The organism is Mesorhizobium sp. M7A.F.Ca.US.002.01.1.1, assembly GCF_004022955.1.
Classification (GTDB): Bacteria; Pseudomonadota; Alphaproteobacteria; order Rhizobiales; family Rhizobiaceae; genus Mesorhizobium; species Mesorhizobium ciceri.
In genome coordinates this window covers 34,658-61,155 of the sequence record NZ_RZQE01000002.1, presented here as the reverse complement: position 1 = coordinate 61,155, position 26,498 = coordinate 34,658, and the positions used below count along the sequence as shown (strand labels likewise).

The following is a 26,498-nucleotide window of genomic DNA, read 5'->3' as shown; positions in this document are numbered from 1 at the left end:
GACGGACAAAAAGGGGGAAGCCGGCACGCCTCCGGTACAAGGGAGGAATGCATGGCAGGGCTTCTCGCTCTATCCAGGACTATTGATCGCGCCAACGAGTTCATCGGCAAATGGATATCGTGGCTGATCCTGCTGGCGATCCTGGTGAGCGCCGCCAACGCCATTATCCGCAAGGTGTTCGACATATCGTCGAACGCTTGGCTCGAGCTGCAATGGTATCTGTTCGGCGCCGCCTTCATGCTGGCCGCCGCCTATACGCTGAAGCAGAACGAACATATCCGCATCGACGTCGTCTACGGCCTGTTTCCACGCCGCGTGCAGCACTGGATCGACCTTTTCGGGCATGTCTTTTTTCTGATGCCGTTCGTGACGCTGATGGTGATCTATTTCGTTCCTTATGTGTCGCTGTCGTTTCGCAGCGGCGAGATGTCCAACAATTCCGGCGGCCTGATCATCTGGCCCGCCAAGGCCATCCTGCTCGTCGGGTTTTTCCTGCTGGCGCTGCAGGGCATCTCCGAGATCATCAAGAAGATCGCCATCATGCGCGGAGACATGGACGACCCCAATCCCTTCATATCGGTGCATGAGCAGGCCGAACTCGAAGCCAAGGCGCTGGCCGACGAGGTGCGTTCGTGATGGAGTTCATCGCGCAGAACATGGCGCCGATCATGTTCGCTTCGCTGATCATCTTCCTGCTGATCGGCTACCCCGTCGCTTTTTCCTTGGCCGCCAACGGCTTGATGTTCTTCTTCATCGGTGTGCTGCTGTCTCCCTATTCCGGAGGATCGATCAACCTCGCCTGGCCGCTCCTGCACGCATTGCCGGATAATTTCTACGGCAGCCGGGTGATGTCGAACGACACGCTGCTGGCCATCCCGTTCTTCACCTTCATGGGCATCGTGCTCGAGCGATCGGGCATGGCCGAAGACCTGCTCGACACGATCGGCCAACTGTTCGGGCCAATCCGCGGCGGCCTCGCCTATGCGGTGATCTTCGTCGGCGCGCTTTTGGCGGCGACCACCGGCGTGGTGGCGGCTTCCGTCATCGCCATGGGCCTGATCTCGCTGCCGATCATGCTGCGCTATGGCTATGACCGCCGGCTCGCATCCGGTGTCATTGCCGCCTCCGGCACGCTTGCCCAGATCATCCCGCCGTCGCTGGTGCTGATCGTGCTTGCCGACCAGCTCGGCCGCTCGGTCGGCGATATGTACGCGGGCGCGTTGATCCCGGGCCTCGTGCTCACCGGCCTCTATATGTCCTATATCCTGATCATGTCGATCATCCGGCCGAACTCGATGCCGGCGCTGCCGCTCGAGGCCCGTACACTTGGCCATGGCGTGATGTCGCTGCTGGTGGCTTTGCTGGTCACATCGGCGGTTTCCTACGCGGCATATCGTTATCTGGCGCCGGCGCATGGCGACAATGCCGACATTCTTGGCGCGACTGCCGGGGTGCTGTTCATCTACATCGTCGCCATTGCCGACAAGCGCCTGAACTTCAACATGATGTCCAGGCTCGCGCAGCAGGTGATCATCGTGCTGATCCCGCCACTGGCGCTGATCTTCCTGGTGCTGGGCACCATCTTCCTGGGCATCGCCACGCCGACCGAAGGCGGCGCCATGGGCTCGGTCGGCGCCTTGTTCATGGCGGCGGCCAAGGGGCGCTTGTCGCTTGACGTCGTTAAGCAGGCACTGGCCTCGACGACAAGGCTGTCGTCCTTCGTGCTGTTCATCCTGATCGGCGCACGGGTGTTCTCGCTGACCTTCTACGGCGTCAACGGCCACATCTGGGTCGAGCACCTTTTGACGTCGCTGCCGGGCGGCGAGGTCGGCTTCCTGATCGGCGTCAACATGCTCGTCTTCTTCCTCGCCTTCTTCCTCGATTTCTTCGAACTGGCGTTCATCATCGTACCGCTGCTGGCGCCCGCCGCCGACAAGCTCGGTATCGACCTGATCTGGTTCGGCGTGCTCCTGGGCGTCAACATGCAGACCAGCTTCATGCACCCGCCCTTCGGCTTCGCGCTGTTCTATCTGCGTTCGGTGGCCGCGCGCGTGCCCTATCTCGATCGTCTCACCGGCAAACAAATCGCGCCGGTGACGACCGGCCAGATCTATTGGGGCGCGGTGCCCTTTGTCTGCATCCAGGTGATCATGATCGGGCTGACCATCGCCTTCCCGCAAATGGTGATGCACTACAAGGGAACGACCGTCGATCCGGGCACCATCGACTACAAGGTACCGGAGGTGCCCGGCCTGTCGCCGCTGGGCACGCCGCCGGCGGATGGAGCGGCGCCCGCTGGTGGCGCCACGGCGCCGGCCGCTCCTGACCTTTCGCAACCGCCCAGTTTCGGCGATCCGACACCGGCAAAGCCGGCAGCGCCACAGCCCGACCTGTCGCAACCGCCAAGCTTCAACTGAACCGGCATGGTCAAGACCATGAAAGCGGTGCGGCTGGAAGCAGTGGGCGACATCACGCTGCGCGACGTCGACATGCCTGACATCGGTGCGGATGAGCTACTGGTGCGCATCGAAGCCTGCGGCGTCTGCGGCACGGACCGGCATCTGTTTCACGGTGAATTTCCTTGCACGCCACCGGTGACGCCCGGCCATGAGTTTTCCGGCATCGTCGAGGCGATCGGAACATCGGTCTCGGGTTTTGCCATCGGCGATCGTGTTACCGGCGACCCCAACATAGCCTGCGGGCGCTGCGCGCACTGTCACGCGGGACAAGTCAATCTCTGCACCAATCTGTGCGCGATCGGCATTCATCGCGACGGCGGCTTTGCCGACTATCTTGCCTTGCCGCAGAAACAGGCTTTCGTGCTGCCTGCAGGCCTGAACCCCCTGCACGGTGCCTTCTGCGAGCCGCTCGGCTGTTGCCTGCACGGCGTCGACCTTGCCGGTATCAAACCGGGCAGCTCGGTGGTCGTGCTTGGCGGCGGCGTGATCGGCCTGCTCACCGTGCAGCTGGCAAGACTGGCGGGAGCCACGACCATCATTCTGTCGACCAGGCAGGCTTCGCGGCGCGCCCTCGCCGAGGACCTCGGCGCGACAGCGACGATCGATCCGACAGCCACCGATGTCATCGATGCGATCGCCGGACCGGCCGGTCTGGCGCCAGGTGGCGTCGACGTCGTCTTCGAATGCGCCGGCGTGCGAGAGACCGTCGAGCAGTCCATGCGGCTGGCCCGAGCCGGCGGCACGGTCGTCACTGTCGGCGTGACGCCGCAAGGCATGAAAGCGGAATTCGAGCCGTTCGACCTGTTGTTCCGGGAACTGAAGGTGCTCGGTTCCTTCCTCAATCCCTACACCCATCGCCGCGCCGCCGAACTCATCGCTTCCGGTGCGGTCGAGATCGACAGGCTGATCTCCAGGCCGGTGTCGCTTGAAGAAGCGCCAGCGGTGATCGCCAATCCGCCGGCGCCCGGCGAGGTCAAGGTTCTGGTGGTGCCGCGCCGCGGCTGAACCGCCGGCTTCGCCTCCCGGCATATACAGAAAAGCTCCCTGAGCGGGGTCCGCCCAGAGAGCTTTTGAGCAGAAGTCCGGCCGGCTACAGCTTGCCGTTGCGCTGCTGGACCATCATGAAGGTGTCGTAATTGTATTCGGCCACCTGTGCCCAGAGATAATGCTCCTTGCGGAAGCCCTTGATCGATTCCCAGATCTTCTTGAACGGGGCGTTGGAGGCTTCCATTTCGGTATAGACCTCGTTGGCCTTTTCGAAGCAGGCGGCCATGATCTCCTGGCTGAACGGGCGCAGTTTCGCGCCGCCGGCCACCAGCCGCTTCACCGCCGCAGGGTTCAGATAATCGTATTTCTGCAGCATGTTGGCGTCGGCCGCCTGCGCGGCAGTGTGCAGCAGCGACTTGTACGTCGGCGAAAGCTCTTCGTACTTCGCCTTGTTGAACATCAGGTGGACGGTCGGGCCGCCCTCCCACCAGCCGGGATAGTAATAATAGGGCGCCACCTTGTAGAAGCCGAGCTTCTCGTCGTCATAGGGGCCCACCCATTCGGCCGCGTCGATGGTGCCTTTTTCCAACGCCGGATAGATGTCGCCGCCGGCGATCTGCTGCGGCACGACGCCGAGTTTCTGCACCACCTTGCCGGCAAAACCGCCGATTCGCATCTTGAGGCCGGAAAGGTCGGCCACCGTGTTGATTTCCTTTCGGAACCAGCCACCCATCTGCACGCCGGTGTTGCCGCCCGGCAGGCCGAAAAGACCCTGCGTGGCGAGAAACTCGTTGAACAGGTCGATGCCGCCGCCATGGTAATGCCAGGCATTCATGCCGCGTGCGTTGAGCAAAAAGGGAACCGCCGCACCGAGCGCCCATGTCGGGTCCTTGCCCCAGTAATAATATGCCACCGTATGGCAGGCCTCGACCGTGCCGGCTGTGGTGGCGTCGGCGGCCTGCAGGCCAGGTACCAGCTCACCGGCAGCAAAAACCTGGATCTGGAAATTGCCGTCGGTGGCTTCCGACAGCATCTTCGAGAACACCTCGGCGCCGCCATAGATGGTGTCGAGCGACTTCGGGAAGGACGACGCCAGCCGCCATGTCACCTTGGGATTGGACTGGGCGATTGCAGGCGCCGCCAGCGTGGCCGCCGCCGCCGCGGCACCGACGCCGGTGACACCGGCCTTGCGAATGAATGAACGACGATCCATGAAGTTCCTCCCTTTTGGATCAACAGGCCGACGTCAGAAAATCCTCGGTTTCCGTGTCGGTTCGTTCGAGACAATACACAGGCAAGAAGTCGAGTCCAGCAGGCCGGCCCGATTTGACGGCGAAGCCCGGCTGCACTGCAACTATAGTCTAACAGGCCGTTTCGTGGCCCATGCGACACGCCGAAACTTGGCATGGAAAAATAACGTGGGATCGCCTATTTTGAAGGCAGGTATCCCTTGCCCCGATGGAACATAGAGCCAAAATGCATCAGCCGCTCGTCGCCATATCGACCGACGTCCGTCAGTTCGACAACTACACCTGGCATGCCGCCCCACAACAATATCTGGAAGCGGCGATCGCCGGCGCCGGCGTGTTCCCGGTGCTGGTGCCATCGTTCGGCGACCGGCTCGATTTCGACGAACTCCTGTCGTCGGTCGACGGCGTCATGGTCACCGGCTCGAAATCCAATGTGCATCCCTCGCTTTATGGCGGCGACGCCAGTGAAGCCAATGGCCCCTATGATCCGGCGCGCGACGCCACGACGCTGCCGCTGATCCGCCGGGCGATCGAACGCGGCGTGCCACTGCTCGCCATCTGCCGCGGCATCCAGGAACTGAACGTGGCGTTGGGCGGCACGCTCGGCACCGAGATCCAGGAGCGCGAGGGTTCGCTCGATCACCGCGCGCCGGTGAGCGAGAAGCAGGACGAACGCTTCGCCATCCACCAGACCATTTCGATCAAACCTGACAGTTGCCTGGCCGGTGTGTTCGGTGCCGGCGACATCAAGGTCAATTCGTTGCACCGCCAGGCGATCGACCGGCTCGGCTCGAAGCTGCAGGTCGAGGCCGTCGCCACCGACGGCACGGTCGAGGCGGTTTCGGTGCGGGACGCCCGCGCCTTCGCCGTCGGCGTGCAATGGCACCCGGAATACTGGGTCAAGTCGGACAGCAATTCGGTGAAAATATTCCGTGCCTTCGGCGATGCGGTTCGGCTGCACGCCGCAGCGAAGGCGGGCGCGCGGGCCGCAGCGGAATAATCACTCGCCGGATTTTTTATCACGGGTGGCCGCCAGCGACAGCAGCGGCAGCGCCGGGGCATAGGATTCGTAGCCGTCGCCATCGGCAGCCACGAAGGTGACGATTGGATCGGTGCCATTGGCGCTGAAGGCAACGGTGCCATCGTTTTGCTCGCGCCAGAACTTCGCCTGTTCTATGCCCGGCAAGAGCCGACGGCATTTGGGAGCAACGGTGAGCAACGACAAACCGTCCGAAATTTCGGCTCCGCGGCTGACTGCACAGACCGCCTCATCGCCATTGGCGACCAGCCTGTAGCTGTTGGACGGGGCGGCCTCGTTGGCTACGCTTTCCCGGCTGCCGCCATGAAACAGCTGAATGCCACCAAACAGCGCTGCGGCAGCGATCAATGCGGAAAGTGCTTTCATCATTCTTCATCCACGTACACGGACAGGTTGAACAATGATTCCAAAGGGTTAAGCTGACGTTAATAAATGTGGCAGCCACCGATCAGTTTCTAGCCTTCACATGCGCCGTCTCGGGCACCGGCGTCAGCGGCCGGCGCTCGGTGAACCAGGACACCAGATTGTCGACGCACAGATCCGCCATGGCGCGGCGTGTATGGTCCGAGGCCGAGCCGACATGCGGCAGCAGCGAGGTGTTGGGCGCGTCGAGCAGCGCCTTGGGCACGTTCGGTTCGTCGGCAAAGACATCGAGGCCGGCAGCGGCGATGGTGCCGTTGGCAAGGGCTGCCGCAAGCGCTGCCTCATCGACCGTGCTGCCACGGCCGATGTTGACGAAGACGCCGTTGGCGCCAAGCGCCGACAGTATCTCGGCATTGACCGCCTTCTCCGTCGAGGCGCCCCCCGGCGCGACCGAAATCAGCGTATCCACGGCTTCGGCAAGCCCTTTCAGGGTCGCATGATAGTGGTAGGAAAGACCTTCGACACGGCGCCGGTTGTGGTAGGCGACCGGCAAGCCAAAGGCTTCCAGACGCCGGGCAATGGCCTGCCCGATGCGGCCCATGCCGAAAATACCCACACTGCGCCCGCGCAAGGTCAGCCGGCTCAGCGGATAGTTGCCCTTGCGCACCCAGCTGCCGTCGCGCAGCCAGGTCTCGGCGCGCGGCAGGTCGCGGATGGTGTTGATCAACAGCCCGATCGTGGTGTCGGCGACCTCCTCGGTCAACACGTCGGGCGTGTTGGTGACCATGATGTTTTTCGCCGCCGCATGACCGACATCGACCGAATCATAGCCGACGCCGAAGGAAGCGATGAGTTCGAGGTTGGGCAATGCATCCATCATCGCCGCGTTGATGCCGGCGAACGAAGCGACGCCGCGCACATCACTGCGCATCTCGTCGGTGACGAGCGCCGGATCGGCGCGTTCAATTCTGACACGCCTGAACGTGCGGTTGATGCGGTCGACCGCGTGGTCGTTGAAATCGCCCGGCACCAGGATGGCGACGGTCTGCAACTGTTCGGCCTTGGTCATGCACGCTCCACCGGCTTGCCGGTCGACTGACGCACATGCAGTTCCGGCTTGATCAATTCCTGCGAGGGTCGCACCGTCTGCCCGTTGAGCTTGTCGAGCAGCGCGCTGGCGGCGCGGCGGCCAACCTCGCGCTGGCCGTTCCAGACTGTGGTCAGCGCCGGCGTCGCGATCGCCGCCTCTTCGAGGTCGTCATAGCCGGTGACCGAGATGTCGACGCCCGGCACCAGGCCGGCGCGGGCAATGCCGTTCATCAGACCGATGGCGACGAGGTCGTTCCAGCAGCAGGCTGCCGTCGGTCTGTCCTTCAGCGCCAGGAACTGTCCGGCGGCCTCGAAGCCGGCCTGCTTGGTGCGCGGCCCGGCGATGCGCCAGGACGGCCTGACTTCCAGCCCGGCCGCCTCCATCGCGTTGACATAGCCTTGGTAGCGGTCACGGCCGGTCGAGGTCTGGTCGGTGCCGCCGATCATGGCAATGCGCTTGTGGCCGAGCGAGATCAGGTGGTTGGTGGCGAGGCCTGTTCCATAAGAGTCGTCGCCGCGAAAGACCGGCACGTCGGCACCCTCGACGGTGCGCGCGATCAGCACAGCCGGCAGGCCGTTCTCCTCGGCCATCACGATGTCGGAAGCCGGCGTGCCGATCGCCGGCGACATGATGACGCCGTCGGCGCCGAGTTGCAAAAGCGTATCGATGAAAGTGCGCTGCTTTTCGAGCTGATCATAGTGGTTGGACAGGATGAAGGTTTGCCGGCTGCGGTCGAGCTCGCTTTCGATCGAGCGCAGGATCTCGGCGAAGAACGGGTTCATGATGTCGTGCACGACGACGCCGACAATGCCGGAACGCGAGGTGCGCAGGCTGGCGGCGCGTCGGTTGTAGATATAGCCGATGGCGCGGGCATGTTCCTTGATGCGGTCACGGGTGGTCCCGGCAACAAGAGGGCTGTCGCGCAGCGCCAGCGAGACCGTGGCCGTGGACACGCCGAGCGCATCCGCGATCGTCGAAAGCTTGATTTTTTGTGCCAGCGACGTGTGCTCCCCGGACCTGACTTTCCAGACCTAAACTGTTTAAAGGCGGCGTTATGCCACCGATCGGGGGCAAATCAAAGTTTTTTTGCCAACGCCTCGGCCTCGACGTCCGAGGCCGCGCGGCTCCGCAGCCGAAGCCTATGCTCGCGATGGACGATGTAGAGGCCGCTGGCGACGATGATGGCGGCGCCGACCAGCGTCCAGCGGTCGGGAAACTGCTTGAAGACGATCCATCCGGAAATGATCATCCACACCATCTGCGAATAGGGATAGGGCGCCAAAGCCGTAGTCGTCGCCAGCCGGTAGGCCTGGACGAGCAGCCAGTGACCGACGCCGCCGAACACGCCGAGCATCAGCAGCACGAACCAGTGCCAGCCGTCATGCGGCAGGGAAAACGAAAACGGCAGCAGGGGCAACAGCAGCAGCGCCGGCGCCAGCGCCGAAAACAGGATGAGGCTCTCCGATGTCTCGGTCGCCGACATGCGGCGCGTCATGATGACGTAGAAGCAGTTCGACAGCATCGAGCCGAGCGCGAAGAGATGTCCGATGCCGAACACGCCGACGCCCGGTCGGGTGATGATGAGGACGCCGGCAAAGGCCGCCAGGATGGCCAGCCAGCGCCGCCAGCCCGCCCACTCGCCAAGCAGCGGACCGGCCAGCGCCGTGATCACCATCGGCCCAAAGAAATAGATCGAGGTTGTCTCGGCCAGTTGCAGGGATTTGAGCGCCAGGACATTGAATATGGTCGATCCGAACAGGAAAGCCCCGCGCAGGATATGCGCAGGCAGGTTGACCGGGCGAAACCGCATGGGTTGGCGCCAGCCGCGCAACAGGGTGCCGACCAGGATGACATGCACGGCAAAGCGCACCCAGGCAACGACCAGCACGGAAATGCCGGCGAGGACGAGGTATTTGCTTGATGTGTCGAGGAAGGTGAAGCAGACGTAAGTGGAAAGCATGCACAGGATCGCCACCGGGGGCGTCGCGCTTTCTACATGTCTTTGGGGAGCACTCACTTGCAGGCCGGGTGGGAGCTGGGCTGGACCCACCTTTGCGGGAATTGCCGGCTCCCGGCAAGCCAATTGTCGGCTGTCGCCACGCCAAAGCCGGCTGGCACAACAAGTGTCGGCGGCAGGCTTAGTCGATGCCTTTGAAAGCTACGGGTGCATACGGGCGCCCTTGGTGATCTTATCGACCAGCTTCTTGTCGGCGCGAAGCGCGATCCCGACCACCTTGGCGTCTTCAGGCGCAAATTCGGCGAAGACGGCCCGGTTGGCCGCGTCAAAGCCGGTCGAAAACATCTCCTCGACATAGAGCGAGGTGGTCACGCCGCGCTCCAATGTGCGCCGGTGGATCGTGCCCAGCGTGGCCTGGTCGGCGGACAAAACGATGACCGGCTGGATCGACAGCGGGTTGTAGAGATTGCCGGCGCGGTCGCGATAGGGTTCGCCGATGATGTCGCGAAACTGGGCGACAATGCCGCTGGTCAGGAAGGCCGTGACGTTGAGTTTCTGCCAGACCGGCAGATCTTCCCTGAGCACGATTGCAAATTTCGTATCGAACATGAGACATTGGCCATTCGGTTTGTGCCCCAATGCGAGGCTTACGGAGACGATGTCGCACGATCTAGACAGCCAGGCCTTCGAGGGTCTTGGACGTTTGTGCATCGATGCGGCGGAAAACCGTATTATCTCCGGTCCCGATCCCGCAGGCATGGAGCGGATCGAGGCACGCTTCCATGGCAGCGCGTTCGACCTGCATCGCCACGACACCTATGCGATCGGGGTAACGCTGCACGGTGTGCAGACGTTTCGCTATCTTGGTGCTGCGCGTCACAGCCTTCCAGGCCAGATCATCGTGCTACACCCCGACGAACTGCATGACGGCGGCGCCGGCACCGAGGACGGCCTGCGCTACCGAATGCTCTATTTGGAGCCGTCGCTGATGCTCGACTGCCTTGGCGGCGCTTCGCTGCCTTTTGTGAGGGATGGCGTGGTGACGGACGCGGCCTTTTGCGCAACGCTGCTTTCGGCGCTGGGGCCGCTGGAGCAGGAACTCGACGACCTGTTCGTCGACGACTTCCTGGTCCAACTGATGCAAAGCCTGACCCGGCATGGCGGCCAGCCGGCAAAGCCGATGACCCGGACGGCGTGGCGGGCGGCTGCACTGGCGCGCGACTATCTCACGGAAAACCTGACCCGGCCGGTGCGCTCCGGCGAACTGGAAGCGATAACCGGGCTCGACCGCTATGCCTTGTCACGGCATTTCCGCGCGGCGTTCTCGACCAGTCCGCATCGCTTCCTGGTGATGCGCCGGCTTCAGCGTGCGCGGCGGATGATCGCCGCCGGCGAACCGTTGGCGCAGATCGCAGTCGAAGCCGGCTTCAGCGACCAGAGCCATTTCATCAGGTACTTCAAGAAGGCGTTCGGCATGACACCGGGACGCTGGTCGTCGCTGATCCAGGGCTCTGCCGCGGCGGCTTGATCGCCTGCCGCGACAATCCGCCGGTCAGTCGTCCGACTCGGCGTCGTCGTCGATGAGCACCAGTTCCTCGTTCGAGAGGTTGGCCTCGATGCGGGCAAGCAGTTTGAACAGCGACTTCTGGTCCTTCTTGTCGAGGCCCTTCAGCGCCTGCTTTTCGGTCTTCTTCACCGATTTCTCGATGGCGTGGATGATGTCGCGGCCTGTATCGGTGAGGAAGATGTGGGCCTGGCGGGCATCGGCTTCAGAAGTGCGCTTCTCCAGGAAACCCTGGGCCTGCAGCCGGTTGATGGTCTTGGTGATCGTCGGCGGGCGCACGCCGAGACGTCCGGCAAGATTGCCCGGCGTCTGGCCGTCCTCACGGTCGAGCGCCAGCATGATCTGGTCCTGGCCGGCATAGAAGCCGTGCGCCAGAAGCCGGGCAGCCAGCGCCGTCCTTGCCAGCCTTGCCGCGGAATGCAGCCGGCTCATTGTCGCAGTCTTGTCCGCCTTGGCCATGGTCTTCCCTCTTCGGCCGTACCGGTGCGGGCAGCATAGAGGCAGCCGGCCGGTTGGCAATCGACGATCAAAAAGATTCCGGCGCTTCAAACAGCTTTGCCGGCAAGCATTGTGGTGTCCGCCGTGCTAATGCCAGATGTTTATTTCAGTTAGATGACAAACGAATTCGTGACCGGAGTTTTCGCCGCTGACAAGGTGCGTGAGGGAACGCTCAGCCGGGCTTCACCGCCACGATCATCAGCGCCTGATAGGCATCCTCCAACTCGCGCAGCGCAGCCTGCGATTGCGGTCCTGCCCGCCTGGCGATGCCGTCATCGGCGTTTGAAGTGTCGCGCTTGCCGGGCCGGTCATTGTAGGGCGCGACAGAGGTGAAGATCTGCTCGCTGAGGCTGTCGGGGAAGAACAACTGGCCGGTCATCACCGACCTGTCGTCGGGGAAGACCTTGAAATGGATGTGGGTGGTGCGGCCGCGATACCAGCCGGGATAGATCGTGGCGAAGGAGACGATGCCGCTTGCATCGGTTTTCTGCCAACCACGCAGGAAGGTCTGGCCCGATGTGTCGACGTCGCGGCCGTCACCCTGTCCGGGATAGCCGGAATAGGCGCCCTGCGTGTCGCAATGCCAGATATCGACGCGGGCGCCGGCAAGTGGGCGGCAGTCCACGTCGACAACCTGCAGCCGGACGTCAAGGGCAATACCTTTCTTGCCTTCGGTGACATCGGCACGTTCGAGTTTCGGGTCGAAATAGAACGGTCCCTCGGTCACTTCAGGCGTAATGGTGCAGACACCGGCGCCGTTTTCGAACAAGGCCAGTCCGGCATAGGGTGAAGCCTGGGCAGCCGAAGATTGAGCGGCCATTGCCGAGGCCGGCAGGAAGGCACCACCTCCGGCGGTGACCGCGATCAACCCGAGCGCCTGGCGCCGGCTCAATGAGAAGGAGGATGGCTTGCCGGACATATCTTGCCTCTCAAATTGATCTTCCGCATCCCGAGCTAGGCAATCACAGCGGCTTTCGCCAGCCAAAATCCGGTATTGTAGCAAGCCGGTTTGGCCCATCGGTTTGCCCCGTGCAAAAGCCCGGCACACATCCTATATGGAACCGACAATCCCTTTTGAGGGCCGGATCTTTCGCGGCCCAGCACTTTCGAGGCAAGCCATGAGCGACGCACAGACGCAAATCCCCGTAACCGTTCTCACCGGCTATCTCGGCGCCGGCAAGACGACGCTGCTCAACCGCATCCTGTCGGAAAACCACGGCAAGCGCTACGCCGTCATCGTCAACGAGTTCGGTGAAATCGGCATCGACAACGATCTGATCGTGGAATCCGACGAGGAAATCTACGAGATGAACAATGGTTGTGTCTGCTGCACGGTGCGCGGCGACCTGATCCGTGTCGTCGAGGGCCTGATGCGCCGCCCCGGCCGCTTCGACGCCATCGTCGTCGAGACCACCGGGCTCGCCGATCCGGTGCCGGTGGCGCAGACCTTCTTCATGGACGACGATGTGCGCTCCAAGACCAGGCTTGACGCGGTGGTGGCGCTGGTCGACGCCAAGCACCTGCCGTTGCGGCTCAAGGATTCCAGGGAAGCCGAGGACCAGATCGCCTTCGCCGACGTCGTCGTGCTCAACAAGACCGACCTCGTCACGTCAGAAGAAGTCGCCAAGGTCGAGGCAACGATCCGCGCCATCAATCCGGCGGCAAAGATCCATCGTACCACCCGCGCCGGCGTCGACCTGACCGAAGTACTCGACCGCGGCGCTTTCGATCTGTCCCGGGCACTGGAAAACGATCCGCACTTCCTCGAGGCGCATGACGATCACGATCATCATGACCACGACGGCCACGATCACCACCACCATGATCATGACGGGCACGACCACCACCATCACGCGCATGCTTCGGACATTCATGACGTGACGGTGCAATCGGTGTCGCTGCGCGGCGGCGAGATGGATCCGAAGAAATTCTTCCCCTGGATCGAGAAGATCACCCAGATGGAAGGCCCCAACATCCTGCGGCTGAAAGGCATCATCGCGCTCAAGGGCGACGACGAGCGCTATGTCATCCAGGGCGTGCACATGATCATCGAAGGCGACCATCAGCGCGCCTGGAAAGACGGCGAAAAGCACGAGAGCCGGCTGGTGTTCATCGGCAGGGAACTCGACGCCGAGCGGCTGAAGAAGAGTTTTGACGCCTGCCAGGCGGCTTGATTTCCAAGCCTTATAACGCTAGCGCTGCCCCTTCTGTCCTTCTCCCCTTGTGGGAGAAGGTGGCCGTGCGAAGCTCGGTCGGATGAGGGGTGCTCCAGCTGGGCACCGACGGCGATCCGTCCAACACCCCTCAACCGTCTCGGCGCTGCGCGCCGATCCACCTTCTCCCACAAGGGGAGAAGGTTGGCGCCACACCTGGCCGCGCTGGCGACTTCCCGGGGATGGCAACAAACTTCATTGGAATGGTTCCCTGATGCCCACAGTCGCCCCCCTAGACCTCGAAGGCCATTGCATCGCCGCCGTCTTTCTCGGCGACGTGCCGCATTTCGCGATGGCCGACGGCGCCATCCATCGGCTCGACCATGGCCACAAGACGGTTCAGGCCAATGACGGGCTGCTCGCCGCCTTCCATGATGCGGCCAATGACCGGCTGATCACCGGCGGCGAGGACGGCAAGGTGTTTGCCGTGAAAACGGGCGGCGAGGCCACGGAATTGGCAAGCGCGGCCAGGAAGTGGATCACCAGCGTTGCCGCCGGGTCGCAAGGCGCCATCGCCTATGCCTCAGGCAAGACTGCCTTCGTGCGCTTCGCCGACGGCAAGACCAGGGAATTCGTCCATCCGCGTTCGGTGGAGGGGCTGGCCTTCTCGCCCAAGGGCATGCGCTTCGGCGTCGCCCGCTACAATGGCGCGACGCTGCATTTCCCGGCCGCCGAGGGCAAGCCCGTGGAACTCGAATGGGCCGGCGCCCATACCGGCATCACCTTCTCGCCGGATGGCGCCTTCCTCGTCACCACCATGCAAGAAAACGCATTGCACGGCTGGAAGCTCGCCGACGGCAAGCACATGCGCATGACCGGCTATCCCGGCAAGGTCAAAAGCCTGTCGTGGAGCGTGAAGGGCAAGTGGCTGGCGAGTTCCGGCGCGCCGGCGGCGATCGTCTGGCCGTTTTCCGGCAAGGACGGGCCGATGGGCAAGGCACCGCTGGAACTCGGCACGCGCGGCAACGCCATGGTGACGGCTGTCGCCTGTCACCCGAGCCAGGATGTCGTCGCCGTCGGCTATGATGACGGCATGGTGATGGCGGTGCGTTTTGCCGACGCCAAGGAAGTGCTGTTGCGGCGGCCGGGCAAGGGCGCCATCACCTCGATGATGTGGGACAAGGAAGAACGCCGCGTCGCCTTCGGCAGCGCGGCAGGCGACTGCGGCGTCATCGACATCACGGCCTGACCCCGCTCACTCCGCTCCGCACGACACTTTGCCGCTGATTTCAACCGGTTTGCCGTCCTGGTCCGTATCCGCCGCGGCGTCGTAGATGAAGAGCGTATAGCTCCCGTCGTAGACGCCTTCGTCGCTGGTCCTGGTCAGGATCGTCAGTTCGACCGAGTTGATCTTTTGCGCGGCCTCGTGCTCACGATAGATGTTCAGCCGCAATTCCTTGCCGTCGAGCCAGTACTGCGTCAGGTTGGAATCCTCAAACACGGTCTTGCGCAGGCTGTCGCTGGCAGGCCGGCTCAGAATTTCGAGGTTGCCGCGAAAGTTGAAGGTCGGCCCGCCCATGCCTCTGGTGACGCCGGCCTCGACCTCGAATGTCGCCGCCGTGTCGTCGGTGGAGCACCAGATGCCGCCCGACGCGAAGGCCGCGCTCGCCAACGACAGGTGCATCGCCACACAGATGACCGTCCTCATTACCCCTCCCCCCTCAATTTCCGCTCATATTGGCGCCGACTTCGGCAGCACGGTCAAGCGCCGCCGCCAAAGGCTGAGCCAACGCAGGACAGATGCGCGGCCAATTGCGGATGCAGACACGGATTGGCTAAGAGGAATCGACCAGAGGGGTTTTCATGCACAGCGATATGTCCAAGACGTCCATCGGCGGCATCGGCCGCGACCGCATTGCCGATCTGCGCGAGACCGAGGGGGCAGCCTTCCGCAAGGCGCGGCCGCAATCTCAGGCGAAGGTCGGCAACGGCCTGCCCGGCTTCTTCGGCGGCGTGCCGATGCACTGGATGAACGACTGGCCGACGCCGTTCCCGATCCTGGTCGACAGCGCCAAGGGCGCCACGATCACCGACATCGACGGAAACAAGCTCGACGATTTCTGCCTTGGCGACACCGGCTCGATGTTCGGCCATTCGCCGCCGCCGGTGGCGCGCGCCATCCGCCGCCAGGCCGGACGTGGCCTGACCTATATGCTGCCTTCGGAAGATGCGCTCGCCATCGGGCCGCTGCTGCAGCAGCGCTTCGGCCTGCCGTTCTGGCAGATCGCGACGACGGCGACCGACGCCAACCGCTTTGCGCTGCGCGTCGCCCGAGCCGTCACCGGCCGGGAGAAGATCCTTGTCTTCAACGGCTGCTACCATGGCTCGGTCGACGAGACGATGGTGCGGCTGATCGACGGCAAGCCCGTCAACCGGCCGGGATTGGCGGGGGAATTCCGCGACCTGACCCGTACGGCCAAGGTCATCGAGTTCAACGATATCTCAGCACTCGAAGCCGCGCTTGGGGATAAGGACGTCGCCTGCGTCATCGCCGAACCGGTGCTGACCAACTCCTGCATGGTGCTTGCCGATCCGGGCTACCATGACGCCCTGCGCAAACTGACACGCCAAGCCGGCACACTGCTTCTGATCGACGAGACGCACACGATCTCGACCGGCCCCGGCGGCTACACGAGGAAATATGGTCTCGACCCGGACTTCTTCGTCCTGGGCAAGCCGATCGCCGGCGGCGTGCCGGCCAGTGTCTGGGGCATGAGCGACGACGTCGCCTCGCGCTACGCGGACTACAACAGGACCAAGGAGCCGGGCTATTCCGGCATGGGCACGACGCTCTCGGCCAACCCGCTGCAGTTCGCAGCGATGCGCGCCGCGCTTGAAGAGGTAATGACGCCGGAAAATTATGACCGCATGGATCACCTGGCGCGGCGGCTCGATGCCGGGTTGACCGGCGTGATCGATCGCTATCGCCTGCCCTGGCATGTTTCCCGTGTCGGCGCCCGCGTCGAGTTCATCTGCGCGCCCGGTCCGCTGCGCAATGGCGCCGAGGCGGAAGTGGCGCATGCGCCGGAACTGGAGGCCGCCATCCATGTCGCGCTGGTCAATCGCGGCGTGCTGATCGCACCCTTCCACAACATGATGCTGATCTCGCCGGCGACCACTGCGACCCAGGTTAACCGGCTGATCACCGCCTTCGGCGCGGTTGCGGCAAAGCTTGCGGCATGAGACAAGCGGCGATGGACCATCCCAATGCCATAATGACCTCACCTTCGGGCTCGACATCCGCCGAGGCGCAAGCCTTTCTCGACGCCCATCCCGAGATCGAAGCCTTCGATATCGTGCTGACCGACGCCAATGGCGTCGGCCGCGGCAAGATCGTGCGCCGGCATGAGCTGAAGAGCATCTTCGAGGGCGGCCGCCATATGCCGATCTCGATCCTGGGCCTCGACATCACCGGCGAGGATGTGCACGAGACCGGGTTGATTTGGACGACCGGCGACGGCGATCTCAGGGCATGGCCGATCCCCGGTACGCTGGTGCCGCTCTACGGCACGAGCCCGCCGCGTGGCCAGCTGCTGATGGCGATGTACATGCTCGACGGCCGGCCGATGTCGTCGGATCCGCGGCTGGCGTTGGCTCGGCAAGTCGACATCCTGGCGGCCAAGGGCCTCTATCCGGCCGGCGCCTTCGAACTTGAATTCTTCCTGCTGGCCAATGAGCGCGATGCCGACGGCAAGGTGCAGCCGGCGCGCGCCGTGCTCGACGGCCGCGTCTCGGGCAAGACGGAAGTCTATTCCGTCGACCATCTGCACGGCATGGAGCCGCTGTTCTCCGACATCTATGCCGCAGCCAAGGCGCAAGGCATTCCGGCCGAGACGGTCATTTCCGAATATGCGCCCGGCCAGTACGAATTGACGCTGAACTACCGCAAGGATGTGATGCGGGCGGCCGACGACCTGGTCATGCTTAAGCGGCTGGTGCGGGCGCAGGCGCGCCGCCACGGCGTCACCGCCTGCTTCATGGCCAAGCCGATCGAGAAATACGCCGGCTCGGGCATGCATTTCCATGTTTCGCTGCAGGACAGAGCCGGCCGAAACGTCTTTGCCGAAGCCGGCGGCGAGAGCTGGTCGCTGCCGCTGCTGCAAGGGCTCGGCGGCCTCATCCAGACCATGGCGGAATCGATGCTGGTGTTTGCGCCGCACGCCAATTCCTGGCGGCGCTTCGTCTCGCAATCCTATGCGCCGGTGGCGCCGACATGGGGCGTCAACAACCGATCGGTGGCGCTGCGTGTGCCGGCCGGCGACGCCAAGAACCGGCGCATCGAGCACCGGCCGTCGGGCGTCGACGCCAACCCCTATCTGATCGCCGCAACCGTGCTCGCCGGCATCATCAAGGGCATGGATGAAGGGCTCGATCCGGGGCCCGAAACGACCGGCAACGGCTATGAGGCAGCGGTCACGCGCACAACCATGCCTGTCGACTGGCGCGCCGCGATCGAATCGGCCCGGGCGTCCAGCTTCCTGAAGAACGCGCTCGGCGAGGACCTGCACCGGACCTTCGTGGCGATCAAACAGTCCGAATACCTGCGCGTGGCACGCACGGTCAGCGAACTGGATTACCACCTCTATCTGCACGAAGTCTGAGGGCCGGGCGGGCGATCACTTTTTCGCCGTTTCCATCAAATGAGGTGGCATAAGGGCGGATAAGAACATATCATGAACGGATGAGCGCACTCACCGTCCGTGAAAAACTGGCTGTCCTCTCCGATGCCGCCAAATACGATGCGTCCTGCGCCTCATCGGGTGCGGCGAAAAAGGACTCGCTGGAATCAGGCGGCATCGGCTCCACCGAGGGCATGGGCATCTGCCATTCCTACGCGCCGGACGGCCGCTGCATTTCGCTGCTGAAAATCCTGCTGACCAATTTCTGCATCTATGATTGCAGCTACTGCATCAACCGTTCGTCTTCCAACGTGCGGCGAGCCCGCTTTGGCATCGACGAGGTGGTGAAGCTGACCATGGATTTCTACCGGCGCAACTACATAGAAGGCCTGTTCCTGTCCTCGGGTGTCGTTCGCTCGCCGGACGAGACCATGGGGGAGATGGTCGAGGTGGCGCGCCGGCTACGCCTGGAGGAGAAATTCTCCGGTTACATCCATTTGAAGACCATCCCGGAAAGCTCGGCCGAACTGGTCGAGCAGGCCGGTCTCTATGCCGACCGGCTGTCGATCAATGTCGAACTGCCAACCGACGAGGGTGTGAAGCGGCTGGCGCCCGAGAAGAAGCCGGAGACAATCCGGCTTTCCATGGCCAGGCTGCGCCAGAAGATGGAGGAGAAGGCCGAGCCGACTTTGAAGACCAAAAAGCGCGAACGCTTTGCGCCGGGCGGCCAGTCGACGCAGATGATCATCGGCGCCGACAAGACATCCGACGACGGCATATTGCACACGAGCGCCCGGCTCTATGGCAGCTACCATCTGCGGCGGGTCTATTACTCGGCCTTCAGTCCGATTCCGGATTCGTCGTCGTCGCTGCCCCTGCAGAAGCCGCCTCTGATGCGTGAGCACCGGCTTTATCAGGCCGACTGGCTGATGCGGTTTTACGGCTTTTCGCAACCGGAAATCCTCGCCGGCAGCAGCGACGGCATGCTCGATCTCGCCATCGACCCGAAGCTGGGCTGGGCACTGCGCAACCGGGGGCAGTTTCCCGTCGACATCAATCGCGCCGACCGCGAAGCGCTGCTGCGGGTGCCGGGCCTCGGCACCAAGGTGGTGGCGAAGATTTTGGAGACGCGTCGGCACCGGCGCATGCGGCTCGAGGACGTCGGACGGATCTGCCAGTCGATCGCCAAGCTCAGGCCGTTCATCATCGCCGAAGGCTGGTCACCTGGCGCGCTGACCGACAAGGCCGGCCTGCGCGAAAAGATTGCCTCCTCCTGCGAACAGTTGTCGTTGTTCTGATCATGCGGCCGGCGGAACTCGATCTCGCCAGATACAGAGTTCGGCTCGACAGCGAGACGGATTTTGCGGGCTGGCGTGACGCGGCACGGCGGCTGGCCTTGAATGAGGTCAGGCCCGAGGACGTCGACTGGCATGTCGCGCCAGGCTCTGATCAGGCACAATTGCCTGAAGTGCCTGCGGGCGCGCAACTCGTCGTGCCGCGCGACTTCCTCGGGCATGCCGAAACGGCGTTCTGCCATTCCGATCCCGGCCGGTTTGCCTTTCTCTACCGAATGCTGTGGCGATTGCGCGACGAGGCTAAACTGCTGGAAATCGCGTCGGATTCCGACACCAGGCGGCTCGAGGCCATGGAGAAGGCGGTGCGGCGCGACAGCCACAAGATGCACGCCTTCGTACGTTTCCGGAAAATCGGCGACGGTGCCGATGAGCGCTATGTCGCCTGGTTCGAGCCGGATCATTTCATCGTCGAGCGCAACGCCGATTTCTTCGTCAGACGTTTCACCGGCATGCGCTGGACGATCCTGACCCCTTATGCCTCTGCCGACTGGGATGGCGAAAGGCTGGCGATCGGGCCGGGCGCGGCCAAGGGCGATGCGCCTGATCAGGACGATACCGAGGCGCTCTGGCGCACCTATTTCGAGAACATCTTCAACCCGGCGCGATTGAAGGTGAAAGCCATGCAGAAGGAGATGCCGAAGAAATATTGGCGGAACCTTCCCGAGGCCTCGCTCATTCCAGACATGATCGCAGGAGCGGACAAGGCCGCCAAGGACATGATTGCGAAGATGCCGACAACACCCGCGCCGCACCACGCAAAGGTGCAGGCACGGCATTGGCCGAAGCAGCCCGTCGAAGCACCGGAAGATGATGCAAGCACGATTCCGGAATTGCGCGAGGCAGCGAAAGGCTGCCGCCGCTGCCCGCTGTGGCGCGACGCGACGCAGACCGTCTTCGGTGAAGGCCCTGACAATGCCAAGGTGATCTTCGTCGGCGAACAGCCGGGGGATCAGGAGGACCTCGCCGGCAAACCTTTCGTGGGTCCGGCCGGCAAGGTGTTCGATGCGATCCTGGACGATGCCGGTGTCGACCGGCAAAAGGTCTATGTCACCAACGCGGTCAAGCACTTCAAGTTCGAGCCGCGCGGCAAGCGCCGCATCCACTCCAAACCGAATTCCGGTGAGATTCAGGCCTGCCGCTGGTGGATCGACCAAGAATTCGAGCTGATCAAGCCGAACCTCGCCGTGGCACTCGGCGCGACAGCGGCGATGTCGCTGCTCGGCAAGGCGATTCCGGTGACAAAGATGCGCGGACAAGTGATCGAGCGCGAGGACGGATTGCGCGTGTTCATCACCATCCATCCCTCCTTCATCCTGCGCATCCGCGAACCCGCGGACAAGGAGGCTGAACGCGAACGGTTCCTGCAGGATATGAAGCTGGTGAAGCGGCTGATGGCCGCCTGATTGGTCTGTTTTGCGCGATTCCGGACGGAAAACCTTCCTGGAATTGCTGCGGCTACCTGATCAGAATTGCCCTGAGATCGTTGACATTCGTACCGGTCGGGCCGGGTACGAAGAGATCGTCAACCGCGTTGAAGGCCGTCCAGGCATTGTTGCCGGCAAGCATAGCCTTGGCGTCCACCCCGGCAGCGCGCATGCGCGACACGGTCGAAGCATCGGCAAAGGCACCGGCATTGTCTTCCGAACCGTCGATGCCGTCAGTATCGGCGGCCAGCGCATTGATACCGTCGACGCCATTGATGCCGATGGCGAAGGCGAGCAGGAATTCCGAATTGCGGCCGCCCTTGCCTTTTGCGCGCAGCGTCACGGTTGTCTCGCCGCCCGACAGGATCAGCACCGGCTTCGAGAAAGGCCTGTTGCGCGTCGCCACTTCACGCGCGATCGCGGCGTGGACACCGCCAACCTCGCGCGCCTCGCCTTCGATGGCATCGGAGAGGATAATCGCCTCGACGCCTTGCCGTTTCGCTTCCGTAGCGGCGGCTTCCAGCGATACCCCGGCCGAAGCGATCAGATGCACCTCGTTGCGCAAAAAGCGCTCGTTATCCGGGCTTGGCGCATCGGCGGCCGGCGAATTGATATGCGCCATCACCGAGGCCGGCAGTTTCATGCCATAGGCCGATATCGAGGCCAGCGCGTCGGCGCGGCTGCCTGTATCCGGTACGGTTGGGCCGGAGGCGACCATTGCCGGATTATCGCCGGGAATATCGGAGACGATCAGCGACACCACCCTGGCCGGCCATGCGGCCGCCGCCAGCCTGCCGCCCTTGATGGTGGAAAGGTGCTTGCGGATAGTGTTCATCGCCGCGATCGGCGCACCCGAGGCGAGCAGCGCCTCATTGACGGCGATCTCGTCGGCCAGCGTCAAGCTGCCGGCCGGCGACGGCAACAGCGCCGAGCCGCCGCCGGAAACCAGCGCCACCACCAGATCGTCCGCCGTCAGCCCTTGCACCTTCGCCAGCAGCCGGCGCGAGGCTTCAAGGCCGGCAGCGTCCGGCACCGGGTGCGCCGCCTCGATGATCTCGATGCGCTCGCAGGTCGCGCCATAGCCATAGCGGGTGACGACCAGCCCTTCGATGGGGGCGTCCCACACTTTCTCGAAGGCTGCCGCCATTTGCGCCGAGCCTTTGCCCGCGCCGATGACGATGGTACGGCCCTTGGGCTTGGCCGGCAGATGATCCCTGATGGTTCGTTCCGGATCGGCGGCGGCGACGGCGGCGTTGAAGATGGAGACGAGGAACGATTTGGGGTCGAGCACGGTCATTCGGCTTCCCGAGGCAATGCCAAGCCGCGCTTGTCGACGCCCAAATGATCGCACAGCGCATCGACGACGACGCCGTGATCCTCGCGCTCGGGCAGTCCGGAAACGGCGATGACGCCAATGACGCCGGTGCCCTTGGCGGTCACCGGAAAGCCACCGCCGGCCAGCACGTAGTCGGCAATATCCAGCCCTTCACCAATCTTGAAGGTGCGGTCGGGGCGCTGCTGTTCCAACACCATGCGATAGGTGCTTCTCAGGAACCGTTTGACCACATTGATCTTGCGCCGCGCCCAGTCGGGATTGGAAGCGTTCGAGCCCGGCAGCGCGGCGTAGAACAGCGGCCGGTCCCACAGCCTGATGTCGACTATGATGGGTAGATCTTCGGCGATTGCACGATCGCGAATGGCGGAGCCGATTTTGAAAGCGACGGCCTCGTCGAAGGTCGCGAAGACAAGGGTCTCTTCCTGTCTCTTGATCAGAGCGATGTCGTCAGCAACGGCCATTTTCTTTCTCCGAAATCGTCACACGTCGTGTGTACGACAAGCTCCGCTCGGTCAAGCTTCCGTGGCGTGGCCACCTTCTCCCGAGGGGAGAAGAGACGAGCACGGGCCTCGGCTTCCTCCTCTCCCCTCGGGGAGAGGCCGGATTGCCCCGAATTGCCTTCGCAATTCGGTTGGCAATCCGGGTGAGGGGGTCTTACCCCGCGCTCATGTCAGCCTTGGCTGGCCGCCCCGCCACATAAACTTCGCGGACGGAGCGGTCGTCGCCCAGCGTCTGCAGGAGAAAGAGTTCCTGCGCCAGCGTCTCGACCGTCTCCATCCTGAGTCGCATTCCCGGCGTTGCCCTGGCGTCCAGCACGACGATGTCGGCGTCGGTGCCCGCGTCCAGCGTGCCTATCTTTTCCACCACCGACAGCGCCTCGGCATTGCCGCGCGTCGTCTGCCAGAAGGACTGGAACGGGTTGAGCTTTTCGCCATTCAGCGCGATCACCTTGTAGCCTTCGTCCATGGTGCGCAGCATGGAGTAGTTGGTGCCGCCGCCGACATCGGTGGCGGCGGCGATGCGGATCGGCTTGTCGCGTCGGCGAAAGCGCTGATAATCGAAGAGGCCGGAGCCGAGGAAAAGGTTCGAGGTCGGGCAGAACACCGCCACCGAGCCCGAGTCCGAAAGCGCATCCGCTTCGCGCTCCGACAAATGGATGCAGTGGCCGAACAGGCTCTTTTTGCCTAACAGCCCGTAATGCTCGTAGACGTCGGTGTAGTCGCGCGCCCACGGGTAGAGTTCCTGCGTGAAAGCGATCTCGGCGTGGTTTTCCGACAGATGCGTCTGCATGTGCAGGCCGGGATGTTCGCGGCACAACACGCCCGCCATCTCCATCTGCTCCGGCGACGAGGTGATGGCGAAGCGCGGCGTGATGGCGTAGTGCTGGCGGCCCTTGCCGTGCCACTCCTTGATCAGCGCCTTTGTGTCGTCATAGCCGGATTGCGGGGTGTCGAGCACGCCGTCGGGCGCATTGCGATCCATCATCACCTTGCCGGCGATGTTGAGCATGTTGCGGTCATGCGATTCTGCGAAGAAGGCTTCGGCCGAGGCCTTGTGCACCGAGCAGTAGGCGGCGACCGTCGTGGTGCCGTGGCGCACCATTTCGTCGAGGAACAGCCGCGCGATGCGGCGGCCGTGCTGGGCGTTGGCGAACTTCGTTTCTTCCGGAAAAGTGTAGGTGTTCAGCCAGTCGAGCAGTTCGGCGCCGTAGGAGGCGATGATCTGCATCTGCGGAAAATGCGCATGGGCATCTATGAAGCCGGGCAGCAGCAGATGCGGCCGGTGGTCAATCCTTTTCACCGTTTCGTCGGCTTGCTTTTCAACATCGGCATAACTACCCGCGGCGACGATCCTGCCGTCACGGATCAGCAGTCCGCCATCCTCCTCGTAGCGCCAGGCGGAATGGTCTTCGAGAGTTTGCGGCCAGCGCACAAAGGACAGCGTGCGGCCGCGCAGAAGTGTCGAATTCATGCTATTTCCCTGCGCCTTCGAACCAGGCCATCAGCAGCGCCCGTTCCTTGTCGGTGATCTGAGAGACGTTGGCGGGCGGCATGGCGTGGCTGCGGCCGGCCTGCAGATAGATTTCGCGGGCGTGGTTGGCGATGTCGGCATCGGTGTCGAGCATCACGCCCTTGGGCGCATGATAGATGCCCTCATACACCGGCTCCGCCGCGTGGCACATCGAACAGCGGCCGAGCACGGTGTCGCGCACTGCCGGGAAATGCGCTGAAGCGACATAGATTTGCGCCGACGCGGATTCCTTGGGTTCGCCGGTCAGCACCTTCGGCGCGGTCGACAGCCAAATGATGACGATGAACAGGACGAGTGCCGCCATCCAGGTCCAGGTCGGATTGCCCTTGCGCGCATGGACCGAGTTGAAATAGTGCCGGATCAGCACGCCGATGATGAACACCAGCGAGGCGATGACCCAGTTGAACTCAGTGCCGAACGCCAGCGGATAGTGGTTCGACAGCATCAGGAACAGGACCGGCAGCGTCAGGTAATTGTTATGGAGCGAGCGCTGCTTGGCGATCTTGCCGTATTTCGGGTCGGGCTTGCGGCCGGCGATGAGGTCGGCGACGACGATCTTCTGGTTGGGGATGATGACCATGAAGACGTTGGCCGACATGATCGTGGCGGTAATGGCGCCCAGATGCAGGAAGGCGGCGCGGCCGGTGAACAGATGCGTCAGCCCCCAGGCGATGAACACCAGCACACAATAGAGCACCAGCATCAGGCCGGTGTCGCTTTTGCCCAGCGGCGAGCGGCACAGCAGATCGTAGACCACCCAGCCTACGCCGATCGTTGCCAGCGACAGCAGGATACCGACCGGCACCGACATCGGCAGCACGTTCGGATCGATCAGGAACAGATCGGCTCCGGCATAATAGACGACGCACAGCATGGCGAAGCCGGAAAGCCAGGTGGCGTAGGATTCCCATTTGAACCAGGTCAGGTGTTCCGGCATTTCGGCCGGCGCCACCAGATATTTCTGGATGTGATAAAAGCCGCCGCCATGCACCTGCCATTCCTCGCCGAAGGCGCCGACGGGCATGCCGGGACGCTGGCGCAGGCCGAGATCAAGCGCGACGAAATAGAACGACGAGCCGATCCAGGCGATGCCGGTGACGACATGCAGCCAGCGCACGGCGAAGCTCAGCCAGTCCCAGAAAATCGCGAAATCCATCATTGAACTCGTCCCTGCCGATTGGGTGACTTTACGGGCTGGAGCGCAAACGGAAAGAGGCGCGACGCACGAGGACTTTCAAAAAAAAATGGAAAATACTAGGTTGATCCTGCAAACCGGCGAAGGTGCTCCGCATGGCCTATCTCGACAACATCGCCGTCTTCGTTCGCGTCGTTGAACTCGGCAATCTGTCGGCGGCCGGGCGCGACATGCGCATTTCGCCGGCGGTCGCTTCCAACCGCATCAAGGAACTGGAGAAGCACCTTGGCGTGCGGCTGTTCAACCGCACCACGCGGCAATTGATGCCGACCGAGCATGGCACGGTTTTTTACGGGGGCGCCAAGCAGGTGCTGGAGGCGATCACCGAGGCGGAAGCCGCGGTCTCTGCCCTTTCCGGCCAGCCGCGCGGCACCATCCGCGTCACGGCACCGCTCGGCCTCGGCCGCCGGCTGGTGGCGTCGGGCATCCCCGATTTCCACGACAAATACCCTGATATCGAGGTGCGGCTGAGGCTCTCGGACCACAATGTCGACATCATGAAGGAAGGCATCGACGTCGCCTTCCGGCTCGGCATCATCGAGGATTCCAGCCTCAGGATGCGCGGCATCATGGAATGCGAGCGCGTGCTGGTGGCGGCACCGAAATATCTCGAAGCGCGCGGCGAACCGATTGAGCCGCAGGAGCTGATCGGCAAGAAGCACGACTGCCTGATGCTGCGTTATTCGGGCGCGCGCGAATATGTGTGGACGCTGCAGACCCCCACCGGCCCGCAGAAATTCGAGGTACACGGGCCCTACGACACCGACGATGGCGACGTGCTCACCGGCTGGGCGCTTTCAGGCCGCGGCATCATCAACAAGCCGCGCTTCGAGGTCGAGCCATTCATCCGCGACCGGCGGCTGAAGGTGATCCTGCCCAGCACGCCACCGACACCGGTGCAGTTCGCCGCCGTCTATCCGCACAAGAAGCTGCAGGATCCAAAAGTGCGGCTGCTGCTCGACTTCATGGCCGAGCGCTGCCAGCGGCTGATCAACGATCTGCTTGCTGGCAAATAAAGGCTGGCCGGCAAATAGGGACTGGCCGGTAGGTGAGCGGCGGTTTGGCCCAGCGCCGGCGGTTGCCATCCCAGGATGTGGCGAACATAGTTCGGGTGGCAT

The 26,498-nt window shown here is 63.2% G+C and carries 25 protein-coding genes; 12 read left to right on the top strand and 13 right to left on the bottom strand.

The genetic code is table 11. The features are described from left to right. Positions 1 to 51 precede the first annotated feature (51 nt). From EN932_RS00835 to EN932_RS00825, 3 genes are read left to right on the top strand one after another with little or no spacing between them, the layout of a single operon-like run. Positions 52 to 636: a TRAP transporter small permease subunit gene (locus EN932_RS00835; protein ID WP_013528212.1), complete on the top strand. Its 585-nt coding sequence runs from the start codon at positions 52 to 54 to the stop codon at positions 634 to 636. Continuing rightward, the gene (locus tag EN932_RS00830; protein WP_174299056.1) at positions 633 to 2,417 is read left to right on the top strand and encodes a TRAP transporter large permease subunit; all 1,785 of its coding nucleotides are present in this window, start codon (positions 633 to 635) and stop codon (positions 2,415 to 2,417) included. Before EN932_RS00835 ends, EN932_RS00830 begins: the two co-directional genes overlap by 4 nt. A gap of 18 nt (positions 2,418 to 2,435) precedes the next feature. Further along, positions 2,436 to 3,464 carry a zinc-dependent alcohol dehydrogenase family protein gene (locus EN932_RS00825; RefSeq protein WP_164753632.1) on the top strand — a complete coding sequence of 343 codons (1,029 nt, stop codon included), beginning with the start codon at positions 2,436 to 2,438 and terminating at the stop codon, positions 3,462 to 3,464. Between the two features lie 85 nt (positions 3,465 to 3,549). On the opposite strand, the gene EN932_RS00820 is transcribed toward EN932_RS00825, so the two are convergent. Continuing rightward, positions 3,550 to 4,659: a TRAP transporter substrate-binding protein gene (locus EN932_RS00820; RefSeq protein WP_127384919.1), complete on the bottom strand. Its 1,110-nt coding sequence runs from the start codon at positions 4,657 to 4,659 to the stop codon at positions 3,550 to 3,552. 263 nt (positions 4,660 to 4,922) lie between these two features. Here EN932_RS00820 and EN932_RS00815 point away from each other — a divergent pair, with 263 nt between their 5' ends. Continuing rightward, on the top strand, positions 4,923 to 5,696 hold the full coding sequence (locus tag EN932_RS00815; protein ID WP_027164201.1) for a gamma-glutamyl-gamma-aminobutyrate hydrolase family protein: 774 nt from the start codon (positions 4,923 to 4,925) through the stop codon (positions 5,694 to 5,696). Here EN932_RS00815 and EN932_RS00810 read toward each other — a convergent pair whose 3' ends face one another. The 5 genes from EN932_RS00810 to EN932_RS00790 form a co-directional block, all read right to left on the bottom strand. Continuing rightward, positions 5,697 to 6,101, bottom strand: a complete 405-nt coding sequence (locus tag EN932_RS00810; RefSeq protein WP_164766146.1) for a hypothetical protein — start codon at positions 6,099 to 6,101, stop codon at positions 5,697 to 5,699. A gap of 82 nt (positions 6,102 to 6,183) precedes the next feature. Continuing rightward, entirely contained in the window at positions 6,184 to 7,167 is a 984-nt protein-coding gene (locus EN932_RS00805; protein WP_127369338.1) for a 2-hydroxyacid dehydrogenase, read from the bottom strand. Then, positions 7,164 to 8,186: a LacI family DNA-binding transcriptional regulator gene (locus EN932_RS00800; protein WP_127259551.1), complete on the bottom strand. Its 1,023-nt coding sequence runs from the start codon at positions 8,184 to 8,186 to the stop codon at positions 7,164 to 7,166. The genes EN932_RS00805 and EN932_RS00800 overlap by 4 nt, the downstream gene beginning before the upstream one ends. 77 nt (positions 8,187 to 8,263) lie before the next feature. After that, a complete protein-coding gene (locus tag EN932_RS00795; protein WP_063173523.1) occupies positions 8,264 to 9,148 on the bottom strand; it encodes a DMT family transporter in 885 nt (294 codons plus the stop codon). 198 nt (positions 9,149 to 9,346) lie between these two features. Continuing rightward, positions 9,347 to 9,754 (bottom strand): DUF2000 family protein, encoded by a 408-nt coding sequence (locus EN932_RS00790; protein WP_024501919.1) that lies wholly within the window; start codon positions 9,752 to 9,754, stop codon positions 9,347 to 9,349. 49 nt (positions 9,755 to 9,803) lie between these two features. On the opposite strand from EN932_RS00790, the gene EN932_RS00785 reads away from it, so the two are divergent. Then, positions 9,804 to 10,673 carry an AraC family transcriptional regulator gene (locus tag EN932_RS00785; RefSeq protein ID WP_128337702.1) on the top strand — a complete coding sequence of 290 codons (870 nt, stop codon included), beginning with the start codon at positions 9,804 to 9,806 and terminating at the stop codon, positions 10,671 to 10,673. 24 nt (positions 10,674 to 10,697) lie between these two features. On the opposite strand, the gene EN932_RS00780 is transcribed toward EN932_RS00785, so the two are convergent. Both EN932_RS00780 and EN932_RS00775 read right to left on the bottom strand, forming a co-directional pair. Further along, a complete protein-coding gene (locus EN932_RS00780) occupies positions 10,698 to 11,168 on the bottom strand; it encodes a MarR family winged helix-turn-helix transcriptional regulator (RefSeq protein ID WP_127369179.1) in 471 nt (156 codons plus the stop codon). Between the two features lie 211 nt (positions 11,169 to 11,379). Beyond that, positions 11,380 to 12,126, bottom strand: a complete 747-nt coding sequence (locus EN932_RS00775; protein WP_128368679.1) for an intradiol ring-cleavage dioxygenase — start codon at positions 12,124 to 12,126, stop codon at positions 11,380 to 11,382. Between the two features lie 199 nt (positions 12,127 to 12,325). Here EN932_RS00775 and EN932_RS00770 point away from each other — a divergent pair, with 199 nt between their 5' ends. Together EN932_RS00770 and EN932_RS00765 are read left to right on the top strand one after the other, a co-directional pair. Beyond that, entirely contained in the window at positions 12,326 to 13,381 is a 1,056-nt protein-coding gene (locus EN932_RS00770) for a GTP-binding protein (RefSeq protein WP_127369177.1), read from the top strand. A gap of 253 nt (positions 13,382 to 13,634) precedes the next feature. Beyond that, a complete protein-coding gene (locus tag EN932_RS00765; protein WP_127369176.1) occupies positions 13,635 to 14,609 on the top strand; it encodes a WD40 repeat domain-containing protein in 975 nt (324 codons plus the stop codon). Positions 14,610 to 14,615: 6 nt separating this feature from the next. Here the strand turns inward: EN932_RS00765 and EN932_RS00760 are convergent, their stop codons facing one another. Further along, the gene (locus EN932_RS00760; protein WP_127369175.1) at positions 14,616 to 15,068 is read right to left on the bottom strand and encodes a hypothetical protein; all 453 of its coding nucleotides are present in this window, start codon (positions 15,066 to 15,068) and stop codon (positions 14,616 to 14,618) included. A gap of 155 nt (positions 15,069 to 15,223) precedes the next feature. On the opposite strand from EN932_RS00760, the gene EN932_RS00755 reads away from it, so the two are divergent. The 4 genes from EN932_RS00755 (at position 15,224) to EN932_RS00740 (ending at position 20,797) form a co-directional block, all read left to right on the top strand. Next, complete coding sequence (locus EN932_RS00755) at positions 15,224 to 16,603, top strand: aspartate aminotransferase family protein (RefSeq protein WP_127369174.1); 1,380 nt, start codon at positions 15,224 to 15,226, stop codon at positions 16,601 to 16,603. 11 nt (positions 16,604 to 16,614) lie between these two features. Beyond that, positions 16,615 to 18,021 carry a glutamine synthetase family protein gene (locus EN932_RS00750; RefSeq protein WP_082827523.1) on the top strand — a complete coding sequence of 469 codons (1,407 nt, stop codon included), beginning with the start codon at positions 16,615 to 16,617 and terminating at the stop codon, positions 18,019 to 18,021. A gap of 80 nt (positions 18,022 to 18,101) precedes the next feature. Continuing rightward, positions 18,102 to 19,337, top strand: a complete 1,236-nt coding sequence (locus tag EN932_RS00745) for a putative DNA modification/repair radical SAM protein (RefSeq protein WP_064992898.1) — start codon at positions 18,102 to 18,104, stop codon at positions 19,335 to 19,337. A gap of 2 nt (positions 19,338 to 19,339) precedes the next feature. Further along, positions 19,340 to 20,797, top strand: a complete 1,458-nt coding sequence (locus tag EN932_RS00740) for a UdgX family uracil-DNA binding protein (RefSeq protein WP_064992897.1) — start codon at positions 19,340 to 19,342, stop codon at positions 20,795 to 20,797. A 52-nt stretch (positions 20,798 to 20,849) separates the two neighbouring features. Here the strand turns inward: EN932_RS00740 and EN932_RS00735 are convergent, their stop codons facing one another. The 4 genes from EN932_RS00735 to EN932_RS00720 form a co-directional block, all read right to left on the bottom strand. Continuing rightward, complete coding sequence (locus EN932_RS00735; RefSeq protein ID WP_127384917.1) at positions 20,850 to 22,115, bottom strand: glycerate kinase; 1,266 nt, start codon at positions 22,113 to 22,115, stop codon at positions 20,850 to 20,852. Then, positions 22,112 to 22,615, bottom strand: coding sequence for a heme-degrading domain-containing protein (locus tag EN932_RS00730; RefSeq protein ID WP_064992895.1), 504 nt, complete (start codon positions 22,613 to 22,615; stop codon positions 22,112 to 22,114). The genes EN932_RS00735 and EN932_RS00730 overlap by 4 nt, the downstream gene beginning before the upstream one ends. Before the next feature lie 193 nt (positions 22,616 to 22,808). After that, on the bottom strand, positions 22,809 to 24,125 hold the full coding sequence (gene guaD / locus EN932_RS00725) for a guanine deaminase (RefSeq protein WP_063169826.1): 1,317 nt from the start codon (positions 24,123 to 24,125) through the stop codon (positions 22,809 to 22,811). A 1-nt stretch (position 24,126) separates the two neighbouring features. Then, on the bottom strand, positions 24,127 to 25,344 hold the full coding sequence (locus EN932_RS00720; protein ID WP_064992893.1) for a urate hydroxylase PuuD: 1,218 nt from the start codon (positions 25,342 to 25,344) through the stop codon (positions 24,127 to 24,129). Positions 25,345 to 25,475: 131 nt separating this feature from the next. Here EN932_RS00720 and EN932_RS00715 point away from each other — a divergent pair, with 131 nt between their 5' ends. Then, positions 25,476 to 26,396, top strand: a complete 921-nt coding sequence (locus EN932_RS00715; RefSeq protein WP_024501932.1) for a LysR family transcriptional regulator — start codon at positions 25,476 to 25,478, stop codon at positions 26,394 to 26,396. Positions 26,397 to 26,498: the final 102 nt, after the last annotated feature.

Excerpts from the sequence above, each read along its gene's own strand:
- EN932_RS00740 (WP_064992897.1), top strand. The coding sequence starts at position 19,340 with ATGCGGCCGGCGGAACTCGATCTCGCCAGATACAGAGTTCGGCTCGAC.
- EN932_RS00820 (WP_127384919.1), bottom strand. The coding sequence starts at position 4,659 with ATGGATCGTCGTTCATTCATTCGCAAGGCCGGTGTCACCGGCGTCGGT.
- EN932_RS00780 (WP_127369179.1), bottom strand. The coding sequence starts at position 11,168 with ATGGCCAAGGCGGACAAGACTGCGACAATGAGCCGGCTGCATTCCGCG.
- EN932_RS00745 (WP_064992898.1), top strand. The coding sequence starts at position 18,102 with ATGAGCGCACTCACCGTCCGTGAAAAACTGGCTGTCCTCTCCGATGCC.
- EN932_RS00720 (WP_064992893.1), bottom strand. The coding sequence starts at position 25,344 with ATGATGGATTTCGCGATTTTCTGGGACTGGCTGAGCTTCGCCGTGCGC.
- EN932_RS00835 (WP_013528212.1), top strand. The coding sequence starts at position 52 with ATGGCAGGGCTTCTCGCTCTATCCAGGACTATTGATCGCGCCAACGAG.
- EN932_RS00775 (WP_128368679.1), bottom strand. The coding sequence starts at position 12,126 with ATGTCCGGCAAGCCATCCTCCTTCTCATTGAGCCGGCGCCAGGCGCTC.
- EN932_RS00715 (WP_024501932.1), top strand. The coding sequence starts at position 25,476 with ATGGCCTATCTCGACAACATCGCCGTCTTCGTTCGCGTCGTTGAACTC.
- EN932_RS00730 (WP_064992895.1), bottom strand. The coding sequence starts at position 22,615 with ATGGCCGTTGCTGACGACATCGCTCTGATCAAGAGACAGGAAGAGACC.
- guaD (WP_063169826.1), bottom strand. The coding sequence starts at position 24,125 with ATGAATTCGACACTTCTGCGCGGCCGCACGCTGTCCTTTGTGCGCTGG.
- EN932_RS00805 (WP_127369338.1), bottom strand. The coding sequence starts at position 7,167 with ATGACCAAGGCCGAACAGTTGCAGACCGTCGCCATCCTGGTGCCGGGC.
- EN932_RS00770 (WP_127369177.1), top strand. The coding sequence starts at position 12,326 with ATGAGCGACGCACAGACGCAAATCCCCGTAACCGTTCTCACCGGCTAT.
- EN932_RS00735 (WP_127384917.1), bottom strand. The coding sequence starts at position 22,115 with ATGACCGTGCTCGACCCCAAATCGTTCCTCGTCTCCATCTTCAACGCC.
- EN932_RS00815 (WP_027164201.1), top strand. The coding sequence starts at position 4,923 with ATGCATCAGCCGCTCGTCGCCATATCGACCGACGTCCGTCAGTTCGAC.
- EN932_RS00760 (WP_127369175.1), bottom strand. The coding sequence starts at position 15,068 with ATGAGGACGGTCATCTGTGTGGCGATGCACCTGTCGTTGGCGAGCGCG.
- EN932_RS00765 (WP_127369176.1), top strand. The coding sequence starts at position 13,635 with ATGCCCACAGTCGCCCCCCTAGACCTCGAAGGCCATTGCATCGCCGCC.
- EN932_RS00750 (WP_082827523.1), top strand. The coding sequence starts at position 16,615 with ATGGACCATCCCAATGCCATAATGACCTCACCTTCGGGCTCGACATCC.
- EN932_RS00785 (WP_128337702.1), top strand. The coding sequence starts at position 9,804 with ATGTCGCACGATCTAGACAGCCAGGCCTTCGAGGGTCTTGGACGTTTG.
- EN932_RS00790 (WP_024501919.1), bottom strand. The coding sequence starts at position 9,754 with ATGTTCGATACGAAATTTGCAATCGTGCTCAGGGAAGATCTGCCGGTC.
- EN932_RS00825 (WP_164753632.1), top strand. The coding sequence starts at position 2,436 with ATGAAAGCGGTGCGGCTGGAAGCAGTGGGCGACATCACGCTGCGCGAC.
- EN932_RS00755 (WP_127369174.1), top strand. The coding sequence starts at position 15,224 with ATGCACAGCGATATGTCCAAGACGTCCATCGGCGGCATCGGCCGCGAC.
- EN932_RS00795 (WP_063173523.1), bottom strand. The coding sequence starts at position 9,148 with ATGCTTTCCACTTACGTCTGCTTCACCTTCCTCGACACATCAAGCAAA.
- EN932_RS00810 (WP_164766146.1), bottom strand. The coding sequence starts at position 6,101 with ATGAAAGCACTTTCCGCATTGATCGCTGCCGCAGCGCTGTTTGGTGGC.